We start from the raw sequence: 18,427 nt of genomic DNA, 5'->3' as shown, positions 1-18,427 counted from the left end.
GAAAAAAGTTTCCATGCCTGATTACACTAATACCTAGCACAGTTCTTTTTTGTCTTTCGCCTACAAAAAAGGATTCTTCCATTCCATGAGTACAGCATAGTGGTGTGATTCTTCGTCTTCAATGTAGTTATCTACTATTTGGACAGGCTTTCGTCCACACTTCAACAAAAAGCTAATCACGGGATCTTGTAAATCACCTGAAAGCACCTTGTCTAAATATTGTTGTGGGCTTAACTCTACAGCATGTTTATGGTATCCTGGCATTCGTCCTCCGCCAAGTACACGTTTCAGCCTCTGTTCAATGACTATATGATATATGGACTGCATCATTAATTTACCTAATCCAAATTTTCGATACCTGGGCCTCACACTAATGTCTACGATATAGAGCGTGTTTCCCTGTGGATTATGATTTCGGACATACCCGCCATCTGTGATTTCGTGCCATGTGTGTGCTGTGGAGAATATGTCCATTTCGACACACAGCCCAGTCAATGAACCAACGAGCTTACCATCTATCTCAATGCATAAGGTACCTTCAGGAAAAAACGTAACATGGTTATGCAATTGCTCTTTGTTCCACAATAATTCGGTTGGAAACGGTGGTGGAAAACATTCTGCTTGTATCGCAATTAGCTCATCAAAATCATCTTCATTGTAGTTACGTATCACGGCAGGATACGGTTTATCCTCTTCAAAGATAAATAATTCGCTCCGATACACTACCACTCACCCCTAAATTTTTTGAGCTTCTTCCCAATCAATGTATAAATCAGTCCGTCGATCTCTCCAAGTTGTGACAGATCCACTGCTCCGAATGTTATATAACAAGGCTAAATCAAGATCAGCAACAACGATCATATCGTCATTTAATTCACCTTCAACCATAATCCCTTTTGGAGGAAAGGGTACATCGTTCGGAGAGATAACAGCTGCTTGAGTGAAGTTTGCACGCATAAAATCAACTGTTGGTAGGGATCCGACAGTTCCCGTAACTACTACGTACACTTGATTTTCTATTGCGCGAGCATGACAGGAATATCGGACGCGATAATATCCATGTCGGTCATCAGTACATGAGGGACAAAAAATAACATCAGCTCCTTTGGCTTTAGCCATACGGACAATTTCTGGAAATTCTATATCATAACATGTTAAGATTGCAATTTTGCCTTTTTCTGTGTCAAAAACGGTAAGATCGTCTCCAGATGTAATGTTCCATTCAGTTTTTTCTGTCGGTGTGATATGTAGTTTCGCTTGTTCTCCAATTCTGCCATCTGGATAAAAAAGGTGAGCAACATTTAACAAACGACCATCCTTATTGATTACATGGGTACCAGCAATGATATGCATTCTAGTTTCTTTAGCAAAAAACGAAAAGAGAGCCCTGTACTGCTCAGTGAAACCTGGCAATTCATTAATAGTTAATTTTGTTCCCTGATTACTACCAATCGATAATAGCTGTGTGGTGAAAAATTCTGGAAAGAGGACGAACTCAGCGTTGAATTCTTGGGCGGACCTTAAATAATGCTCACATTGATTAGCAAAATCTTTAAAAGAATTAATAGTTTTCAAATGGTACTGTATGGCAGAAACACGTAATTTCAATCATATCCCTCCTTCAGTTGAAAAGAGTTTCATTGCATTTATAAAGATTTGGCTTTTATAACAAAATTACATATGCAGTTTTAAAAAAGACAATATCATCTTGTAGAAATTTTATACTCTACCAGAAGTAAAGGTAAATAGTGTATTTAAAGACACTATATGATATAAATGTGCGTGTTTTTTCTTCAAAAAATTATCATAGTCGTTAAACGATGTTCATAAATGGTACTGATACGACGGCAACATACAATTTCAATCTTTCAGTATTTAATAAATTTCCTGAAAGTATTTGAAAACATAATTTTATAAACACTAAATATAACATCTGCAAGCTTTGAATAGGACAATATCAATTTTCAAATTTTACACTGTACCAGAAAAATGGTAAATAGTATATTTCTAGACACTATATGATATTAAAGTGCATACTTTTTTTTCTGAAAATTGCGACATATAATAAGCATGTATCAAATAATCCATTTACTAGAGAAGGAGCTGAAGGAATTATGGAACTTCAATTGGCGTTAGACCTTGTAAACATCCCACAAGCAAAGGAAGTGGTGAAGGAAGTCGAGGCATATATCGATGTGGTGGAAATCGGCACGCCGGTTGTCATCAATGAGGGCCTTCGCGCTGTAAAGGAAATCAAGGAAGCATTCCCGTCCCTCACGGTACTCGCTGACCTGAAGATCATGGATGCAGGAGCGTACGAGGTCATGAAGGCATCCGAAGCAGGTGCGGACATTATCACTGTTTTAGGGGCCACGGATGATGCCACCATCAAGGGGGCAGTGGAAGAGGCAAGGAAGCAGGGCACAAAAATCCTTGTCGACATGATCAATGTCAAGGACATCGAACAGCGTGCCAAGGAAATCGATGCATTGGGAGTGGATTACATCTGTGTTCACACAGGATACGACCTGCAGGCTGTAGGGGAAAACTCCTTCCAACAGCTTCAGACAATCAAGCGCGTCGTAAAGAATGCAAAGACTGCCGTGGCAGGCGGGATCAAGCTCAATACGCTGCCGGAAGTGATCGAGGCACAGCCGGACCTTGTCATCGTAGGTGGCGGGATTACCGGACAGGAAAACAAGCAGGCCGTTGCTGCCGAAATGCAGAAATTGGTCAAAAACGGTCTTGTGAATCAACGGTAATCACTCATGAAGACAGTCGAATACGCATCTGAAATCGTAAAAGAGTTGAACCGGACCATTGACCTTGTTGCTGAAGACGAAGCCGAGAGGCTCGTCAACCGCATCCTCGAGTCCAAAAAGGTTTTCGTGGCAGGTGCGGGCAGGTCCGGATTCATGGCCAAGTCGTTCGTCATGCGGCTGATGCATATGGGCCTTGACGCCTATGTGGTGGGCGAGACGGTGACCCCAAGCATCGACCAGGATGACCTGCTGATTATTGGCTCTGGTTCCGGCGAGACCAAGAGCCTTGCGTCCATGGCCGAAAAGGCAAAAAGTTTAAGCGCTTCCATTGCGGTTGTCACAATCTCACCCGATTCGACCATCGGGAAATTGAGCGATCTTGCAATCAAACTGCCCGCCAAGCCAAAGGCCGGCACTGACAGCGATTACAATACTATACAGCCGATGGGCTCCTTATTCGAGCAGAGCCTGTTGTTATTCTACGATGCCATCATCCTGCGCCTGATGGAACAACGCGGATTGGAATCCGGCGTCATGTATGGACGCCATGCCAATTTAGAATAAGAGATAAATCGCATTACCGTTGGTTTACCACTAAACTATCATTCTTAAACATCGTAAAGATATTAGAATAATTCATGGCCTGCTTTATTAAACGAGGCAGCTACTCCTCATTGGCTAGCAACGCCCTTAATGACAATGCTAGTTTTTACTAATACCTCACCTTAAGATCATAACGAAATAGATAAATCCAACTATCACCTGTACGTAATTATATTCTTGGTCATGTAGATTAAGACAACTTTATTATTCAATTTGCTGGCATTAGAATGCAAGTCGAATTCACACAATTTAGAGGGAGGCAATATATAATGGGAACACCAGAAAAGGTATTACAAAAAGTATTACATCCACTAGAGCCACTAACAGCTGAGGAAATTGAAAAAGCAGTTGGGATAATCAGGGAGAAAAAGAATCTTACTGATTCAGCAAGATTTGAGCAAGTGGTATTATATGAACCCGATAAAGAAATCGTATTAAATTTCGAAGAGGGAACTCCTATAACACGTGAAGCCTTCATCGTTGTGTTGGATACCAAAGATAGTAAAACCTATGAAGCGGTAGTCTCTATATCAAACGAAGAGGTAGTTTCGTGGAAACATATCCCAGGTGTGCAGCCGTCATTTCTTCTTGAAGAATATGGCGAACTAGAGGAAACCGTCAAGAAACATCCTGACTTCATTGCAGCTCTTCGTAAACGCGGTGTTGAAGATCCAAGCCTGGTGATGGTTGATCCCTGGTCTGTGGGATATCACGGCATCGAGGAGGATGAGGGTAGAAGACTTGCTAAGGCCTTATGTTTCATAAGAAAGTTTCAGGGTGACAACGCCTATGCTTACCCTCTTACAGGTTTATTGCCTGTAGTTGACTTAAGTACGATGGAAATCGTTAGGATAGAAGACTCCGGTGTAAGAGAACTTCCTCCATTACATGCACTTTATAAACCTGAACAAAATGAAAATATCCAGGTAAGAACCGATTTAAAGCCAATTGAAATTACACAGCCAGAGGGGCCGAGTTTTGAAATTAACGGACACAATATAAAGTGGCAAAAGTGGGATATCCGGATCGGGTATACACCTAGAGAAGGGCTGGTTCTCCACACTGTAAGCTATCAAGATAAAGGTAAAAAACGACCAGTGTTGTATCGCGCAGCTTTATCCGAAATGGTGGTCCCATACGGAGATACAGATCCCGCCCATGACTGGCAATGTGCATTCGATGCTGGTGAATATGGCATCGGGCGGTTAGCCAACTCTTTAGTATTGGGTTGTGACTGTTTAGGTCATATCCACTACTTTGACGCTACAATGGCAACTAGTGATGGTGGAATCCATAAAATTCCTAATGCAGTCTGTCTGCATGAAGAGGATTACGGTATTGCATGGAAGCACACAGATTGGAGAACAGAGGATGTTGAAGTACGTCGTTCACGTCGCTTGGTAATCTCTTTCTTTACGACAGTAGCAAACTATGACTATGGTTTCTTCTGGTATTTCTATACGGATGGTAGAATTGAACATGAAGCTAAGTTAACTGGTATATTGAACGTTGGTGCCATTCCAAAAGGCGAAAAACCGAAGTATGGTACGGAGATTGCTCCACAGCTAAGTGCACCAATTCATCAACATATTTTCAATTACCGTATTGATCCACAAATCGATGGCCAAAAGAATACTTTGGTAGAATATAATACTGTCGCATCTAAACCCGGAGGAGCTAATAAGAAATTAATTGGTTTCTATGCGGAAGGGACACCTTTAAAAACTGAACTAGAAGCACAAAGAACAATCAATATGGAAACGGGTAGGATTTGGAAGATTACAAATCCTAACTCCAAAAACTATGTAGGCGACCCAGTGGCTTATGAATTAGTTCCAGGTCACAATCTTGTGCCATTTATACACGATGAATCTAGTGTAATGAAACGTGCAGGGTTTATCAAAAACCATTTGCATGTCACCAAATATGATCGGGATCAAATGTTTGCTGCTGGAACATATCCAAACCAAAGTAAGGGTGGAGATTCTCTAGATCATTGGGTAAAAGAAAATCGTTCAATTGAAAATGAAGATATTGTAGTTTGGTATAACATGGGAGTCCATCATGTCGTACGCCCTGAAGATTGGCCAGTCATGCCTACCCACTATATAGGATTCGAATTAAAACCTCATGGATTCTTTGATGGAAACCCAGCTTTGGATTTACCACGTTCATCGAAAGGAACCAGTTGCTGCCATAAGTAAAAAATTAAGGTGAAAAAGGAATTATCGCAATTTCTTTTTCACCTTTTCTTAGAACAGACCAAGAATCAATAGTGTTTGGAGGTAAACTCATGTTACTCCTGTTGGTAAGTACTTTAATGGTAATAGTTCATACTATTGTTTGTGTAGTTAAGGTCCATATTCATAAAGATAAATTAAAAAATATGACCGGAATGACCGTTGCAATGCTATTGGGGATGGCTAGTAGTTTAACGATCGGCTTAATCGCAGGAATCCAATTTAAAGGAAATTTGTCTCTTTCTACAATACTATGCATTATCTTCAGTCTCATAGTCGGTCTATTGGTAGGAAAATCTATTAATCTCCTTGTACTTGTAGAAGGTATTGGAGCAGGCGTTATGGGAGGTATGATGGGAGCGATGCTGGGGGAAATGTTGCCACAAGATAATTTTACACTGATGCTAGTTTTCATGGATATTCTTTTTATCATGAGTACGTTGTGTATCATTATTTTGATTAACGCTGAATTAAAGAACGCTGGAAACAATATCTCGCTTCTTCCCCGTATCTATCCTTGGATAATTACATCAATAATTTCTGTTGTGATCCTGCTTGCTTTCACACAACTTGGTTCAGAAACAATGGTAAGTAAAAAAGACGGACTTCAGGACCATCAACATCACCATGAATGATTTTAGCCGGCTAGATTGAGTCGATAAATATCGTAGATACAATGACTGTAGAAGACGATAAAATCGTATATTTTTAAAAATACTTGATTGGGTAGATGAGATACAAACATAATTATCTGAATATTCTGAATATATTCGTTGTGCTAATTTTCAAGATCAACATCTTCTTAACAAATACACACCTCTTTGGAAGTTAACATGTATCAATTGTTAAACCGCAAACATATAAGTTGGCTTGTAACACGAATTAGGTCGGATCTTTGGTGAAATTTTAGCAACAGTTAGTAGGTTGTCCTAATGTTTTGTTTCGGTTTGTATTGCTATGTAGTCATGGGTGCTGGTCCAAGGATTACTAACTATCGGAGGGGTGTTTAAATGAGTACTGATAATAAAAACTTAGAATTAAAAAAGGTATTGACTCCAATACATTTATGGGGTTTAGGAGTCGGCATTGTCATATCTGGTTCATATTTTGGTTGGAATTTCGGATTAGCTGAGTCAGGGTTCGTTGGTATGGTTATAGCCACAGCAATAATAGGGATTATGTACACCACTTTGTGCCTTTCGCTCGCAGAGTTATCAACAATCATGCCCCATGCAGGGGGAGCATATGCCTTTGCACGAAGGGCAATGGGACCTTTGGGAGGATACCTTACGGGTGTGGGGGTAATATTGGAATTTGCGGTCGGAACAGCTGTTTTTACATCTGGTGCTGGTTATTATGTAAATTTCCTTATTCCAGAAATCAATCCGATTGCTGCAGCCGCCTTCTTATATGTGTTCTTCTTTATTATCCATATACTTGGAGTAAAGGAGTTCGCAACAATAGAGATGATTCTTGTAACAGTATCCGTGCTCTTTTTGATCATATTCGCATTTTACGGGGTACCGCATATCAGCTCCGAAAAGTTATTTTCAGGAGAACTTATTCCAGGAGGCTTTTCTGGTGTTTGGGCAGCGCTGCCTTATGCAATGTGGCTCTATATATGTATGGAAATGTTGCCAATGTTATCTGAAGAATGTAAAAATCCCGTAAAGGATATGCCACGAGGTATAATGAGTGCCATTATTACGCTGATTGTTCTTGCATTCCTAGTAGTAACAGTGACTGTAGGTCTTGGAGGTGCCGAGGGGGCTTCGAAAGAATCGAATCCTTTATCGTACGCACTCTCGGTTGGTGTAAGCAAGAACTTGTGGGTAATTGACGCGATAGCGATAGTCGGGTTATTTGGCTTAATTTCCAGCTTAGCAGGATCAGTATTAGCCTATTCAAGGCAAGTGTTCTCGTTGTCTAGGGCGGGGTACTTACCAAAATTTTTATCTCGTTTACACAATACTCGCCGAACTCCTTATATGGCGATCGTTGTGCCAGGGGCTTTAGGGTTTATATTTGTTCTAATGTTTGATCCAAACAAGTTAATTTTAATATCCACCTTCGGTGCACTGGTTTCCTACGTTATGATGAATCTTTCACTCATCATGCTGCGAAAGAAAGAACCAAATCTTGCACGCCCGTATAAAGCACCTTTTTATCCAGTCGGACCAATCATTTGTATCATAATATCTGTACTTGCTTTATTTTCGGCCGTATTTAGTGATATCACGTTTTTCTTCATAAGTGTAGCAATATTTGCACTAGCTGTAGTTTATTATTTTGCATGGGCTAGACATAATATCAATAGTGAGGCACCGGAAGAACAATTTGTTACAGAATCACTATCAGATTCAAAGGGTATAGCATCCTACGAGGAAGTACCTGAATCGAAGAAGAAAGAAGTGGCTACATCGTAATCAACCGTTCTCTAATGGCCTATCATACGTGTTTGAATCCCATGACAGAAAGAAGGTTTTATGATGATTAAGATTGCGCCTTCCATTCTCTCAGCCGATTTTTCTCAGCTGGGAGAAGAAATAAAAGATGTTGAACAAGGCGGGGCGGATTATATCCATATTGATGTGATGGATGGTCATTTTGTTCCAAACATAACCATTGGACCTTTGATTGTAGATGCAATCAGACCGATCACACAGTTAACATTAGACGTACATTTAATGATAGATAATCCGGATCTATATATTGCAGACTTTGCTAGGGCCGGAGCCGATATACTTTCTGTGCATGTCGAAGCTTGTACTCATTTGCATAGAACTCTACAACATATCAAGTCTCTGGGTGTAAAAGCTGGGGTGGTGTTAAATCCGCATACTCCTGTATCAGTTCTTGAATATGTAATTGAAGATGTAGATCTAGTGTTACTCATGTCTGTTAATCCAGGGTTTGGGGGACAGACGTTCATACCGTCGGTTCTGCGAAAAATAAAACAGGTTGCTTTCCTTGCAAGAAAAAGAAAATTAAAGATTGATATTGAAGTAGATGGGGGTGTTAATTCGGAAACCGCTAAACTTTGCATCGCCGCAGGAGCTAATGTTCTTGTGGCTGGTTCGGCAATCTACAATCAACAAGATAGAAGCAAAGCGATTGCAGCAATAAGAAATGAACAAACAAATTATGTATACTAAATAAGTTTGATTTATAGCTACCTGTTGGATAGTACACATAAAAATCACTGCAATTATAAATTCCAACAGGTGGTCAGTACAAATATATATAATTATTGATATTTTTTGATTACCCATAATAAATCCGCAAACGGTTTCACGTAATTCAGAAATTGGCTTCATTCTATACACAATTTTTTAGTTTAAATAAACGAACCTTAAGTAGTATCAAAAAACATAAGGAGCGAGAGTACAATGCATACTATAAGATGTAAGTTTATAGAGAAAGAAAAGGTCTTTGATCAAGGTTATATTATAACAGTCAAACTGATAAAAGGTTATAATTCACAACCAATTGCGTTAGCAGAAAAAATCCAACTTACAGAAGGTTCTTATAATGTACTCGCATATCTAGTTGAAATTTCAAAAGAAGAACAAACATACCTGCTCTTTATTGATACATCAGCCTCTAAGCACAAACAATTGGACATTATGCAACTTACGAATAGCGAATTCGAACTAGAGGTGTCCGATAACTCAATATTTACTCTTAATCACAAGGTAAGAAAAATGTTGCTCATAATGGATGATACATCCCTGATAGAAACTGCCGCTATTTTACAGTTGTTGGCGTTTAATAATATCAATTCAGAACTATGTCTACTGACCAACACTGTACAGGAGGACATAATTATATTTATTGAGAGGCTAATAGATAGCAATATCTACTACCTGAACTCTATTAAGACACCTGTTATTGATGAAATTTTTGAAAGGCAGACAATTGGAACGGCACTATTTATTTATGGTTCTTGGCCAATAATCGATAAAATTAAAAATTGTGCTTACAAAGCTGGATTTGAAAATGATGTCATCCAATACAAGGGATACGGACAGAAAATTGAGAAGATATTTTGTGTCAAATGCTATTGCTTTAACGAAAAAAAGAACACTGAAGACATTAGATGTAAACGTTGTAATATACTACTGGATGTTTCAACAAGCTATTCTAAACGACTGGATGCGTACCTGGGTTACAAAAAAGTAGACTAAATAGGAAAGAGAGCTTTATAAGCTGAAGTGCAATTCTAGACAGGAAATACAAAGAGTCGATGTGTTATTGTATCCAAAATAGACCGAATGCCATGGTTTACGATGGGGAAATTGTTTATAGCTGTTTATCAAAATTATTCTTAACAACTCATAGGAAAGAGGAACAACATGAAAAAACTATTTATTTTTTTATTAAGTTTAATGTTTGTTCTTGCAGGTTGTTCAAATGTTATAGAAACACAAAAAATTGCAACTGCAGGGTCAAATCAACAAGAAGAAAGTAATGAACATTTCCATGAAGAAAGTAAAGGTCATTCAGGACATAAGAACGACGAACATCACCGTGGTAGCAATCTTACCATAGATTTTCACGTTCATAAATTGGCAAAAGTAAATGAAGAAACCATGTTGTCAGCCCATGTACAAAATGAACATCAAGCTTTGAAAAATGCTACAGTAAGACTTGAAATATGGAAAAAAAATGAGGAAAAACACGAATACATTAATGCTACTGAGGAAAAAGAAGGAGTATACACTGTGCATAAAACATTCTCAGCCTCTGGGTCATATAAAATTCGTATCCATGTTGAAAAAGGTGATGAAATTCATGACCATACCGAAAGCGCACTAGAAGTAAAATAGCATAGATACCGAACATCAATAACTCTCCAAAGCATATTCGGACTCACTTCAGTCCTTTTTTTTTGCAGTTTTCCTAATATAGCTTTACACAAAAAAGAACGTCAGCACTATCAGACATCATTATTTTCTTCACAGTCGTTTCAGTCGGTAAATTGGATCTATCTTGTCTATAACTTCAACAAACCCCAGTTTCTGCTCAATAACTAAATGATGTAGAACCTGACATTCTTTATGATAGTCGTTTGATCTATTAGAAAAGAATACCGTTCTGTAGATAGCATTTTTGGTTCAATGAGCTGTTCGCATATTTGCCTGGCACTGCCAGTCACTTGTCAAACAAGCCCCACAATAGAACTTTCCAAGGGGCTAGAAGATACTGGTTCTTGTTCATTACTTATTTGTTCTTTCAAAAAGAAATTTGACTCATATTTAAGTGCATGCTCCGTAAAATTATATTTTACACACAGTAATGACGTTTGCGTTCACATTATGCACAATGACGGTAAAGCCATTGAGTTGCTTAAGCGCGAGAGCGGTTCAGCTAAACGGTCGTATACTTTCTAAGCATCTTGATGTGATTCGAAATGGATTATAGTTGTAGGTATAATAAAAGAAAGACACCGTCGATACGCCTAAGGCCAATATACCGGTGCCCTCATTTATGTCATAGATATCTTTGCCTTCAATACTGACGCGGAAAACAACACGACCGGTTACAATGCGAGGAGCAAAGCCAAGCTTACCAAATATTTTCCTTTCCTTAAAAGCAATAAGATAGTCATTTTTTCCTCAACATGTTCTTGCGCCCAGGTTATATGGATATCCTTGTTTTGTTCTAATTTCCAGTTTATATGCATAACGAATTTCTCCTTTCTTAAACAGTTTTCTCGTTTAAAAAGAAGCATGGTAACTTCTTATGTTAATCTAGAAAGTTAATAACCGCTCGATCATCCTATGTGTTATGGGCCAAAAACACTTTTATCCAGGCTTTCTTTTTGTGTCTCGCGGCTGACCGTTCACGACAAAAAAAAGGCTTCATAAACGAAGCCCTACTATATGGGTTATTTGGTTGTGACCCGCAAATGGGGTGAAAAATGGCGGCATTCCTCCTCGACCAAAAAGGGTTTTTGTTCAGGAATATCAATACCTAATGAACGCGCGTTTAGTTAGATTTTTGTATTCTTGCATCCTGTGAGAAAGAATGTAGTATCAACTTAAGGGGTGATATTTGTGCGATTTCGCATAGCAGTAAAAACTTCTATCCCATTTGTTCCTTCCGAGTTGGCGTCCTGTGTACGGGTGGCACGGGCGTTCGTGCATACACAGGTGGAAGTCCTGGATATTCAGTTTTTGTAGGCCGTTTTGTTTTATCCCTCCTTTCTGTTGTTGGATTTTATAATCAATCACCTGGACCAATAAACTCTAAGCTAGACGGAGAATAAACCCCATGTCTTCCTTTTTTGTCCTCAGAGCTGATTCGGATTGGACCGCCCTGTCCCTTTTCAATCACGGTTTGACTTGTCATGTCACTCTTTTTTTGATCTCCGGACATTCGCAACTGTGCCTCTCCGGTGAGCTCTTGGAATCTTTCTAGCTCCGGTATCCTAACTTTTCGCGTTTGGCTTACAACGGTGAATGGCTGTGTCCTGTTCAATGGAAGAATGTTTGAAACAAACATAACTTGTCACTACCTTTCCGAAAAGTTTGGGTTGCCCCTATGAACATGTTTTTTCTACACTGCGTATGCGTATCCCTTCCTTACAGAACGTATTTTTACCGTCAGTTTGTTTACTTATATATGTGATTCCTTCTTTTATTGAGGGTTTGCGAGTAAATTCAGCATCGAAATAGCGAGATTGCCGATTAACCATGCAATAAATCAGCAAATTTTTTTGCGGGATGAAAAGATAGTAATGCATGTTGATATGCCCATTATAGTTTTATCGGTTTTGCAGCTTAAAAAACTTAAGTAAATCAAGACTTTTTTTAAATACTTGGCAGAGTTTAAGGCCCAGAGCCTTTATTACCGCATTTTTTTTGTTGTTAATGTGGGGCAGTATTCCTGTAATCAATGAAAATATAATCTATAGGTGAATGAGAAGTCTTGGAAAAAACATGGAACGGTACGAATGAACTTATTCATAAGCTATCAAACGACCAATTTTAGTTAGAGAACGCAATACATATAACCTAAAAAAATTTAATTTAATCCAGCAGGCGCAAGAAGGTCTCTTGCGCCAAAACATTTAACTTATTGATATAAGGTCTTAGGAATTTTAATGAATGGATTCCCATCATCGTATTGAACTACAAATCCTTGATAATCTATAAAATATAGATAAATTCCCTCATCCGTAAAAATGAATTGAGTGTTTGTGTTAATCGTAACATCGCTTATTTGAGATACAGAATTGGAATACGGTTCATGTGTGCTAAGGTATTTAAATGCATAGTTTTGTACTTTTTCATAATTGCCAGATGTTTTAAGGATATCGTTGATTTTATATTGTTTACCTGTTGTAAGGTCAAAATTGTACATAGTCACATGGGTTTTACCAATCCCTGTATAAGTGTATTCTGAGTAATAAATACTTAATTTTCCGTTTGCATTATATTTCACTTGATACTGAGAATTGAAAGAGTATTTGCATCTAACGGTTTTTTCGCAAAGTTCTTTTTTGGGCACAGCTTTCTCCGCATTTTTAATAGCAACATACGATTTGTATGATTTTTCTGCAGTTTTTTTAAATGTGGAGTTAATCTTACTGGCCGCATTTTTATTAATCCCGTGTACTTGCGGATATCTTATTAAATAGTTGCCTTTGTACGAATGGCTCGTAAATGCGGTTTTTTGGGATATTGCAGCCTCAGTGTCTATGCTTGGTGCGAAAGCAGAAGAACCAAAAACAAACAGTAATAGAATTAATGACATCATTCTAAAAAAAGATGATAATTTTTTCATTTGAAACCCTCTCCGGCCTATGGATTTCTGAACCCTATTTGTAAAGATATTCTTTATGCTGAAACTTTATCTTCTTGTTATTTGTCTTAGTTTTACTCCATTTCAAGCCTCTACATATGTAGACGCAATAAAGAAAAGGAAGTTACAGTATTTTTCTTAGGGCATGTGTATGAATTAGAAGAAAAGTTCAAAGGATTGGGTGGTGACATAGTTATTCAAAGTCTAAGGGGATGGCGGGGGCAGGAGAGATTAGTTACCAATCGTATTATAAACAAAACAAACCGCTCAGAATCAAACAAGATTCCAAATGCGGCTTGTCAGTTTGGAGAGTTAATACTCCCCTGTTTTTCCTACTGTGATCGTGACCGTTTTTTTCGTTTCATTAATATCTGTGACTCTGATATAGGTGTGTAACTCCCATGTTTTATCGGTACCAATCGGGATACTGGTGAGCGGTTTCCATGCGACATAAAATTTTCCTACTGAATGAGCAAGGGTTGAATTGTTTGGTGAAGTTTTTGTGACGATGCTGGTTCCTTTATTATCCACAGAATATGGGTATTTCTCATAATTCTCTTGCAGCAGCTTCGTGATGGTGGCACCTTTTGCGCTCAGTGTAACATAGGTGGTCAATCTCATTCCGGCATCGCCCAAGCGTAGATCACCGGCATTAAACTCATTTGTAATACCATGGGTTCCGTATGATAGGGTAAGCGTCTGGCTTCCGTTTGCCACACTTGCTGCATGTGCTGAGTTGCCAAAGGGGGAAACTATGATCACTAACAGCAAAGTGAACCTGATAAACAAGACGGATAAACTTTTTATCCCATTGGGTATTCCCCTTTTCTTTTCTGTTTATCTCTTTTGTGGAGGAGGGTTCATGTAACTGTTAGATTCGCAAGGTTATGGGCCACGTATCAAGTATCAGCCTCCTTCCTTTGTTCTTAAAAAAGAACATTTATAAAATGATTTTACCAGCTGAATTTGTTTTTGTGAATATAATGTTTTCCGTGCGTTAATGTACATACATAGCTTCTTGAGGTTGTGTCCGCAGCAGTTTTTCACAAGCGCTTCAAACTGCGCCAACTGAGAATACCCCTTCAAAAATAAGGATTGTTCGCAACATTGTAATCGAGCCGGATTCAAAGCGTTACTGCTTGATTGGTTCATGTGGTGATACATGGGATATAATGGATAGAGGGAGCCGTCAATACGATTTAGCAGGGGGGACAAAATGGGGAATCGTATAATCATAGGATGTTTAATAGCAACAGCTATTTCAATCCTGATCGCATGGAAGGTAACAATGAATCGCAAATGGAGAAGGGTGTACACAGTGTTCGGGTATGACGCCTATTTTAAGATTTCCGCGGCACTTAGCAGGGAAGGGGTACAATACCGGACCAAGACCCCAATAACTTTAAATCGGCAGCAGAATGATTTCTTCCAGAAAGACATGACTCAATACGACATCTATGTTCAGCGGGAAGATATGCAACTAGCACATAATGCAATAAACAGCCAATGAATTCTTAGAATGGTAGATTGCCAGGCTTTGTGGGGAAGGTCTATTTTACGGTCGGACATATACTTTCAGGTCAGAGAACGTGCTTTTGGATAGAAGAATGGATTTACAGACGAATCTGTTAAAACACACTTGTGGTCCCATCAGACGATCACTGTATACATAACCGAATGGGGAAAGAAAGCAGTATTAAAACATTTCGTATGGATTTTTGTTCCTTTTCACGGCGTTATACAATTGGTTTCTTGTGAGTAAAAACAGGAAGGGCGATCATTTGGTAACATAAGTGGAAAGGCTGCACAATTTTTAGTTTACTATAATGGTTATTTCATTAAAGCCTTCTCTTGCAATGAACATTTTTTAACAGTGGAACCACTTCAAAAATTATCAGTCAAAAAGTAGAGAAAGTTGCTGGGGATCATAAGTAGTGCAGCCGTTCTTCAGTCAGCACAAAAAAAGACATGCTCATGTTTGGCCATTAGTGTTAGATTTGCACGAAACGTTTTCAACCTATTATTCACTTAGTTTTATCCCTACATCGTGCTAGTTTTCTGTTGTGAGTTCTTATTGCTTAAGGCTTTTAGTAATAATTCGCGCTTTATACCCCAACCATGGTTCCGTAGTGAGTTTACCGCTGATTAAAGTTTTTGTTGATAAACAATAACAGTGAAGGGCCTTGCGACAAATAATGTATCGTCTCGGTATTAATAAAGCTAATATTGCCGAGCCAATGATCGATTCGGACGCAGCTTCCGCATTTCATTCTTTTTGTATAATCAGGCTTTTATCGCCTATCTCTCAGCTTACTCTCCAGTGCTAAACCAATAAGGGGCTAAACAGGATAAAAAGGTATATTCAATTCGTTGATTATTTTTTTCTGTTCATAAGGACGAACTAATATAAGACGTGTATAATTCAGAATAGTAAATTATATAAGGAAATGGGATTTAAGATGACTTTACAACAACTAAAATATGTGATTGAAGTAGCAAGAAGCCGGTCGATTAATAAAGCGGCCCAGAGGTTGTTTATTAGCCAGCCAAGCCTTTCAAATGCGCTAAAAGAGCTGGAGGAGGAAATAGGGATTACGATCTTTGCGCGAACCAATAAGGGAATAATGATTACTCCTGAAGGATCGGAGTTTCTAGGTTACGCAAGGCAGGTAGTTGAACAGGCAGAACTACTTGAAAATCGTTATAACAAAACACGATTGCCGCAGCAAAATTTCTCGGTATCTGCCCAGCACTATGCATTTGCGGTAAGTGCCTTTGTCAGGCTTTTGCAGGAGTATGAACGAGAGGAATACGAGTTCACTTTACGAGAAACGAAAACATTTGAAATCATTGATGATGTAAAAAACCTGCGCAGTGAAATTGGGATTTTATATGTTAATGATTTTAATGAAAAAGTGATCCATAAGTTTCTGAGGGAAGGCAATTTAAAGTTTCATCACTTGTTTGAAGCAAAGCCCCATATCTTTATCAGCTCAACTAATCCATTGGCGGAAAAGGAATATGTGACATTGTCTGATTTGTATCCTTATCCATATCTTTCTTACGAGCAAGGAGATTATAATTCCTTCTATTTTTCGGAGGAGATTCTTAGCACTCTTTCCAGGCCGAAAAATATTCGGGTCACTGATCGGGCGACTTTATTTAACTTACTTATTGGATTAAATGGCTATACAATCTCAACAGGTGTAATTAGTCAAAAATTGAATGGTAAAGACATTATTGCCGTTCCTTTAAAGGTGGAAGAACGAATTAATGTTGGATATATCACCCATAAAAACATAACAAACAGTACTTTGGCCAATATTTATATACAATATTTAAAAGAAACAATTGAAGAAGAATTACAGCAGGTATAGTTTAAAGCTATAACAAGGAATAGCTTTTTTGTGTTACGCTATAATAATTTTGTTATGCTACACTAACCTTACATCAAATGAATAGAGTTCCAGTTTCTTAAACACCCTCAATTAAGTTAAATGAGAGATTTATTAATTATAAAGAAGGAAGGTATCAGTTATGACAAAGACACTCATTCAAGCTCCATTTAAAGCGGATCATGTAGGCAGTTTATTGCGGCCGGATAGAATTCATCAGGCCAGAAGCAATTTCCAGAATGGCAGTATTACAGCAAAAGAACTGCATGTAATTGAAACAGATGAAATTAAAAAGATTGTTGACAAGCAAATCGAAGTCGGACTTCAAGCTGTCACAGATGGAGAATTTCGCCGAAGGTTTTGGCACACAGATTTTCTCGAGCATTTAAATGGTGTGGAAGGGTACATTCCGGATCATGGATTTGCATTTAAAGGAGAGGAAACAGAAAGATATGATGTGCGTGTTATCGGGAAAATCTCGTTTAACCCGGATCACCCGCATATAAAAGAGTTTATTGAATTTAAAGAAATTGTTGGGGACCGTGCCGTTGCTAAGCAAACGATCCCAAGTCCAAATCAACTATTTAACGCTGGCATCCGCAACAAAGAAATCTATCCGGACATTGAGGAATATACAAATGATATTATTAAAACATACCGTGAAGCAATAAAAGCTTTTTATGAAGCAGGCTGCCGTTATCTACAGCTTGATGACGTATATATTGCCGGCCTCAATGCGCCTGAAATTCCATTTAATGATAGTGGTTATTCCCGTGAAGAATTAATTGATTTGGCATTGCGTGTTGTTAACGGCGTATTAGAAGATAAACCGGAAGATCTAATCATCACCACTCATCTATGCCGCGGTAACTACAGGTCTAAATGGGCGTTTGAAGGCAGTTACGCCAAAATTGCTCCAACTTTATTTGCAAAGGAAAAAGTAAACGGATTTTTCCTCGAATATGATGATGACCGTTCTGGTGATTTCGAACCATTGGAATACATACCAAATGGCGGCCCGCAAGTAGTGCTGGGTGTATTCACATCGAAACATGGAAAATTGGAAGATAAGGAAAATATCAAAGCACGCGTAGAAGAAGCGACCAAATATGTACCATTGGAACAATTATGTATCAGTCCTCAGTGCGGATTTGCTTCTACTCATCATGGAAATATTTTAACCGAGGAAGAGCAATGGGCGAAGCTAAAATATATTGTAGATATTTCTAAAGAGATTTGGGGATAAATTGTTTAAGCGAACACCTTTTAAGGGCTTGTTCGCTTTTTTCAATCAAACAATCCGCTTACTTAATGGAGGGCAAATAACGCCTATTAATGGCCGTAAAGGAGAACTGAGCGTAGATTATAAATAACCATTGACTTAGATTCACATATATTTTAAAATTCTCTTAAATTTTTAGTAGATGCTAATGGTTTATATTGATTGTTTGAAAACCAGTTGATTGGAGCGACAAGGTACGAAGACTCATCCGGGAGTACGGGATAGGGGAGGCGCCTTTAGCGGCGAGGAGGCTCCCTGTACCGCCCGAGAAAGGCGAAGGCCTATAGCGGGAATTAACAACCAAGCTTAATACAGCCAGATTTTAAAATACTTCAT

The 18,427-nt window shown here is 38.6% G+C and carries 17 protein-coding genes; 11 read left to right on the top strand and 6 right to left on the bottom strand.

From position 1 onward, the window contains the following. Positions 1–60: 60 nt before the first annotated feature. Both V1500_RS15530 and V1500_RS15525 read right to left on the bottom strand, forming a co-directional pair. Positions 61–723, bottom strand: a complete 663-nt coding sequence (locus V1500_RS15530; RefSeq protein WP_409300586.1) for a GNAT family N-acetyltransferase — start codon at positions 721–723, stop codon at positions 61–63. Between the two features lie 12 nt (positions 724–735). Beyond that, on the bottom strand, positions 736–1,608 hold the full coding sequence (locus V1500_RS15525; protein WP_409300584.1) for a carbon-nitrogen hydrolase family protein: 873 nt from the start codon (positions 1,606–1,608) through the stop codon (positions 736–738). A 506-nt stretch (positions 1,609–2,114) separates the two neighbouring features. On the opposite strand from V1500_RS15525, the gene hxlA reads away from it, so the two are divergent. The 8 genes from hxlA (at position 2,115) to V1500_RS15485 (ending at position 10,434) form a co-directional block, all read left to right on the top strand. Continuing rightward, positions 2,115–2,762, top strand: a complete 648-nt coding sequence (gene hxlA / locus V1500_RS15520; protein ID WP_409300582.1) for a 3-hexulose-6-phosphate synthase — start codon at positions 2,115–2,117, stop codon at positions 2,760–2,762. Positions 2,763–2,768: 6 nt separating this feature from the next. Beyond that, positions 2,769–3,326 (top strand): 6-phospho-3-hexuloisomerase, encoded by a 558-nt coding sequence (hxlB, locus tag V1500_RS15515; RefSeq protein ID WP_409300581.1) that lies wholly within the window; start codon positions 2,769–2,771, stop codon positions 3,324–3,326. 308 nt (positions 3,327–3,634) lie between these two features. Continuing rightward, the gene (locus V1500_RS15510; RefSeq protein WP_409300579.1) at positions 3,635–5,569 is read left to right on the top strand and encodes a primary-amine oxidase; all 1,935 of its coding nucleotides are present in this window, start codon (positions 3,635–3,637) and stop codon (positions 5,567–5,569) included. A gap of 89 nt (positions 5,570–5,658) precedes the next feature. Further along, a complete protein-coding gene (locus tag V1500_RS15505; protein WP_409300577.1) occupies positions 5,659–6,240 on the top strand; it encodes a hypothetical protein in 582 nt (193 codons plus the stop codon). 375 nt (positions 6,241–6,615) lie between these two features. Beyond that, positions 6,616–8,031: an ethanolamine permease gene (eat, locus tag V1500_RS15500; protein WP_409300575.1), complete on the top strand. Its 1,416-nt coding sequence runs from the start codon at positions 6,616–6,618 to the stop codon at positions 8,029–8,031. A 63-nt stretch (positions 8,032–8,094) separates the two neighbouring features. Then, positions 8,095–8,760: a ribulose-phosphate 3-epimerase gene (gene rpe, locus V1500_RS15495; RefSeq protein WP_409306011.1), complete on the top strand. Its 666-nt coding sequence runs from the start codon at positions 8,095–8,097 to the stop codon at positions 8,758–8,760. A gap of 234 nt (positions 8,761–8,994) precedes the next feature. After that, positions 8,995–9,792, top strand: a complete 798-nt coding sequence (locus V1500_RS15490) for a hypothetical protein (RefSeq protein ID WP_409300573.1) — start codon at positions 8,995–8,997, stop codon at positions 9,790–9,792. A 168-nt stretch (positions 9,793–9,960) separates the two neighbouring features. Continuing rightward, positions 9,961–10,434, top strand: a complete 474-nt coding sequence (locus tag V1500_RS15485; RefSeq protein ID WP_409300572.1) for a FixH family protein — start codon at positions 9,961–9,963, stop codon at positions 10,432–10,434. Between the two features lie 713 nt (positions 10,435–11,147). On the opposite strand, the gene V1500_RS15480 is transcribed toward V1500_RS15485, so the two are convergent. From V1500_RS15480 to V1500_RS15465, 4 genes are all read right to left on the bottom strand, one after another. Continuing rightward, positions 11,148–11,291, bottom strand: a complete 144-nt coding sequence (locus V1500_RS15480; RefSeq protein WP_409300570.1) for a hypothetical protein — start codon at positions 11,289–11,291, stop codon at positions 11,148–11,150. Between the two features lie 542 nt (positions 11,292–11,833). Continuing rightward, positions 11,834–12,112, bottom strand: a complete 279-nt coding sequence (locus V1500_RS15475; protein ID WP_409300568.1) for a hypothetical protein — start codon at positions 12,110–12,112, stop codon at positions 11,834–11,836. Positions 12,113–12,685: 573 nt separating this feature from the next. Then, positions 12,686–13,396 (bottom strand): PdaC/SigV domain-containing protein, encoded by a 711-nt coding sequence (locus V1500_RS15470; protein WP_409300566.1) that lies wholly within the window; start codon positions 13,394–13,396, stop codon positions 12,686–12,688. A 330-nt stretch (positions 13,397–13,726) separates the two neighbouring features. After that, a complete protein-coding gene (locus V1500_RS15465; protein ID WP_409300565.1) occupies positions 13,727–14,185 on the bottom strand; it encodes a hypothetical protein in 459 nt (152 codons plus the stop codon). A 445-nt stretch (positions 14,186–14,630) separates the two neighbouring features. Here V1500_RS15465 and V1500_RS15460 point away from each other — a divergent pair, with 445 nt between their 5' ends. The 3 genes from V1500_RS15460 (at position 14,631) to V1500_RS15450 (ending at position 18,055) form a co-directional block, all read left to right on the top strand. Further along, entirely contained in the window at positions 14,631–14,924 is a 294-nt protein-coding gene (locus V1500_RS15460; RefSeq protein ID WP_409300563.1) for a hypothetical protein, read from the top strand. Between the two features lie 949 nt (positions 14,925–15,873). After that, positions 15,874–16,791 (top strand): LysR family transcriptional regulator, encoded by a 918-nt coding sequence (locus V1500_RS15455; protein WP_409300561.1) that lies wholly within the window; start codon positions 15,874–15,876, stop codon positions 16,789–16,791. Between the two features lie 160 nt (positions 16,792–16,951). Beyond that, positions 16,952–18,055 (top strand): 5-methyltetrahydropteroyltriglutamate--homocysteine S-methyltransferase, encoded by a 1,104-nt coding sequence (locus V1500_RS15450; RefSeq protein WP_409300559.1) that lies wholly within the window; start codon positions 16,952–16,954, stop codon positions 18,053–18,055. The last annotated feature ends 372 nt before the right edge of the window (positions 18,056–18,427 follow it).

The organism is Peribacillus sedimenti (assembly GCF_046237635.1).
GTDB classification, from domain to species: domain Bacteria; phylum Bacillota; class Bacilli; order Bacillales; family DSM-1321; genus Peribacillus; species Peribacillus sedimenti.
The sequence above is the reverse complement of the archived record's forward strand: the minus strand, read 5'-3'. Positions and strand labels throughout refer to the sequence as shown.

Coding starts and splice junctions, on each gene's coding strand:
- hxlA (WP_409300582.1), top strand. CDS start 2,115: ATGGAACTTCAATTGGCGTTAGACCTTGTAAACATCCCACAAGCAAAG.
- hxlB (WP_409300581.1), top strand. CDS start 2,769: ATGAAGACAGTCGAATACGCATCTGAAATCGTAAAAGAGTTGAACCGG.
- V1500_RS15510 (WP_409300579.1), top strand. CDS start 3,635: ATGGGAACACCAGAAAAGGTATTACAAAAAGTATTACATCCACTAGAG.
- V1500_RS15505 (WP_409300577.1), top strand. CDS start 5,659: ATGTTACTCCTGTTGGTAAGTACTTTAATGGTAATAGTTCATACTATT.
- eat (WP_409300575.1), top strand. CDS start 6,616: ATGAGTACTGATAATAAAAACTTAGAATTAAAAAAGGTATTGACTCCA.
- rpe (WP_409306011.1), top strand. CDS start 8,095: ATGATTAAGATTGCGCCTTCCATTCTCTCAGCCGATTTTTCTCAGCTG.
- V1500_RS15490 (WP_409300573.1), top strand. CDS start 8,995: ATGCATACTATAAGATGTAAGTTTATAGAGAAAGAAAAGGTCTTTGAT.
- V1500_RS15485 (WP_409300572.1), top strand. CDS start 9,961: ATGAAAAAACTATTTATTTTTTTATTAAGTTTAATGTTTGTTCTTGCA.
- V1500_RS15480 (WP_409300570.1), bottom strand. CDS start 11,291: ATGCATATAAACTGGAAATTAGAACAAAACAAGGATATCCATATAACC.
- V1500_RS15475 (WP_409300568.1), bottom strand. CDS start 12,112: ATGTTTGTTTCAAACATTCTTCCATTGAACAGGACACAGCCATTCACC.
- V1500_RS15470 (WP_409300566.1), bottom strand. CDS start 13,396: ATGAAAAAATTATCATCTTTTTTTAGAATGATGTCATTAATTCTATTA.
- V1500_RS15460 (WP_409300563.1), top strand. CDS start 14,631: ATGGGGAATCGTATAATCATAGGATGTTTAATAGCAACAGCTATTTCA.
- V1500_RS15455 (WP_409300561.1), top strand. CDS start 15,874: ATGACTTTACAACAACTAAAATATGTGATTGAAGTAGCAAGAAGCCGG.
- V1500_RS15450 (WP_409300559.1), top strand. CDS start 16,952: ATGACAAAGACACTCATTCAAGCTCCATTTAAAGCGGATCATGTAGGC.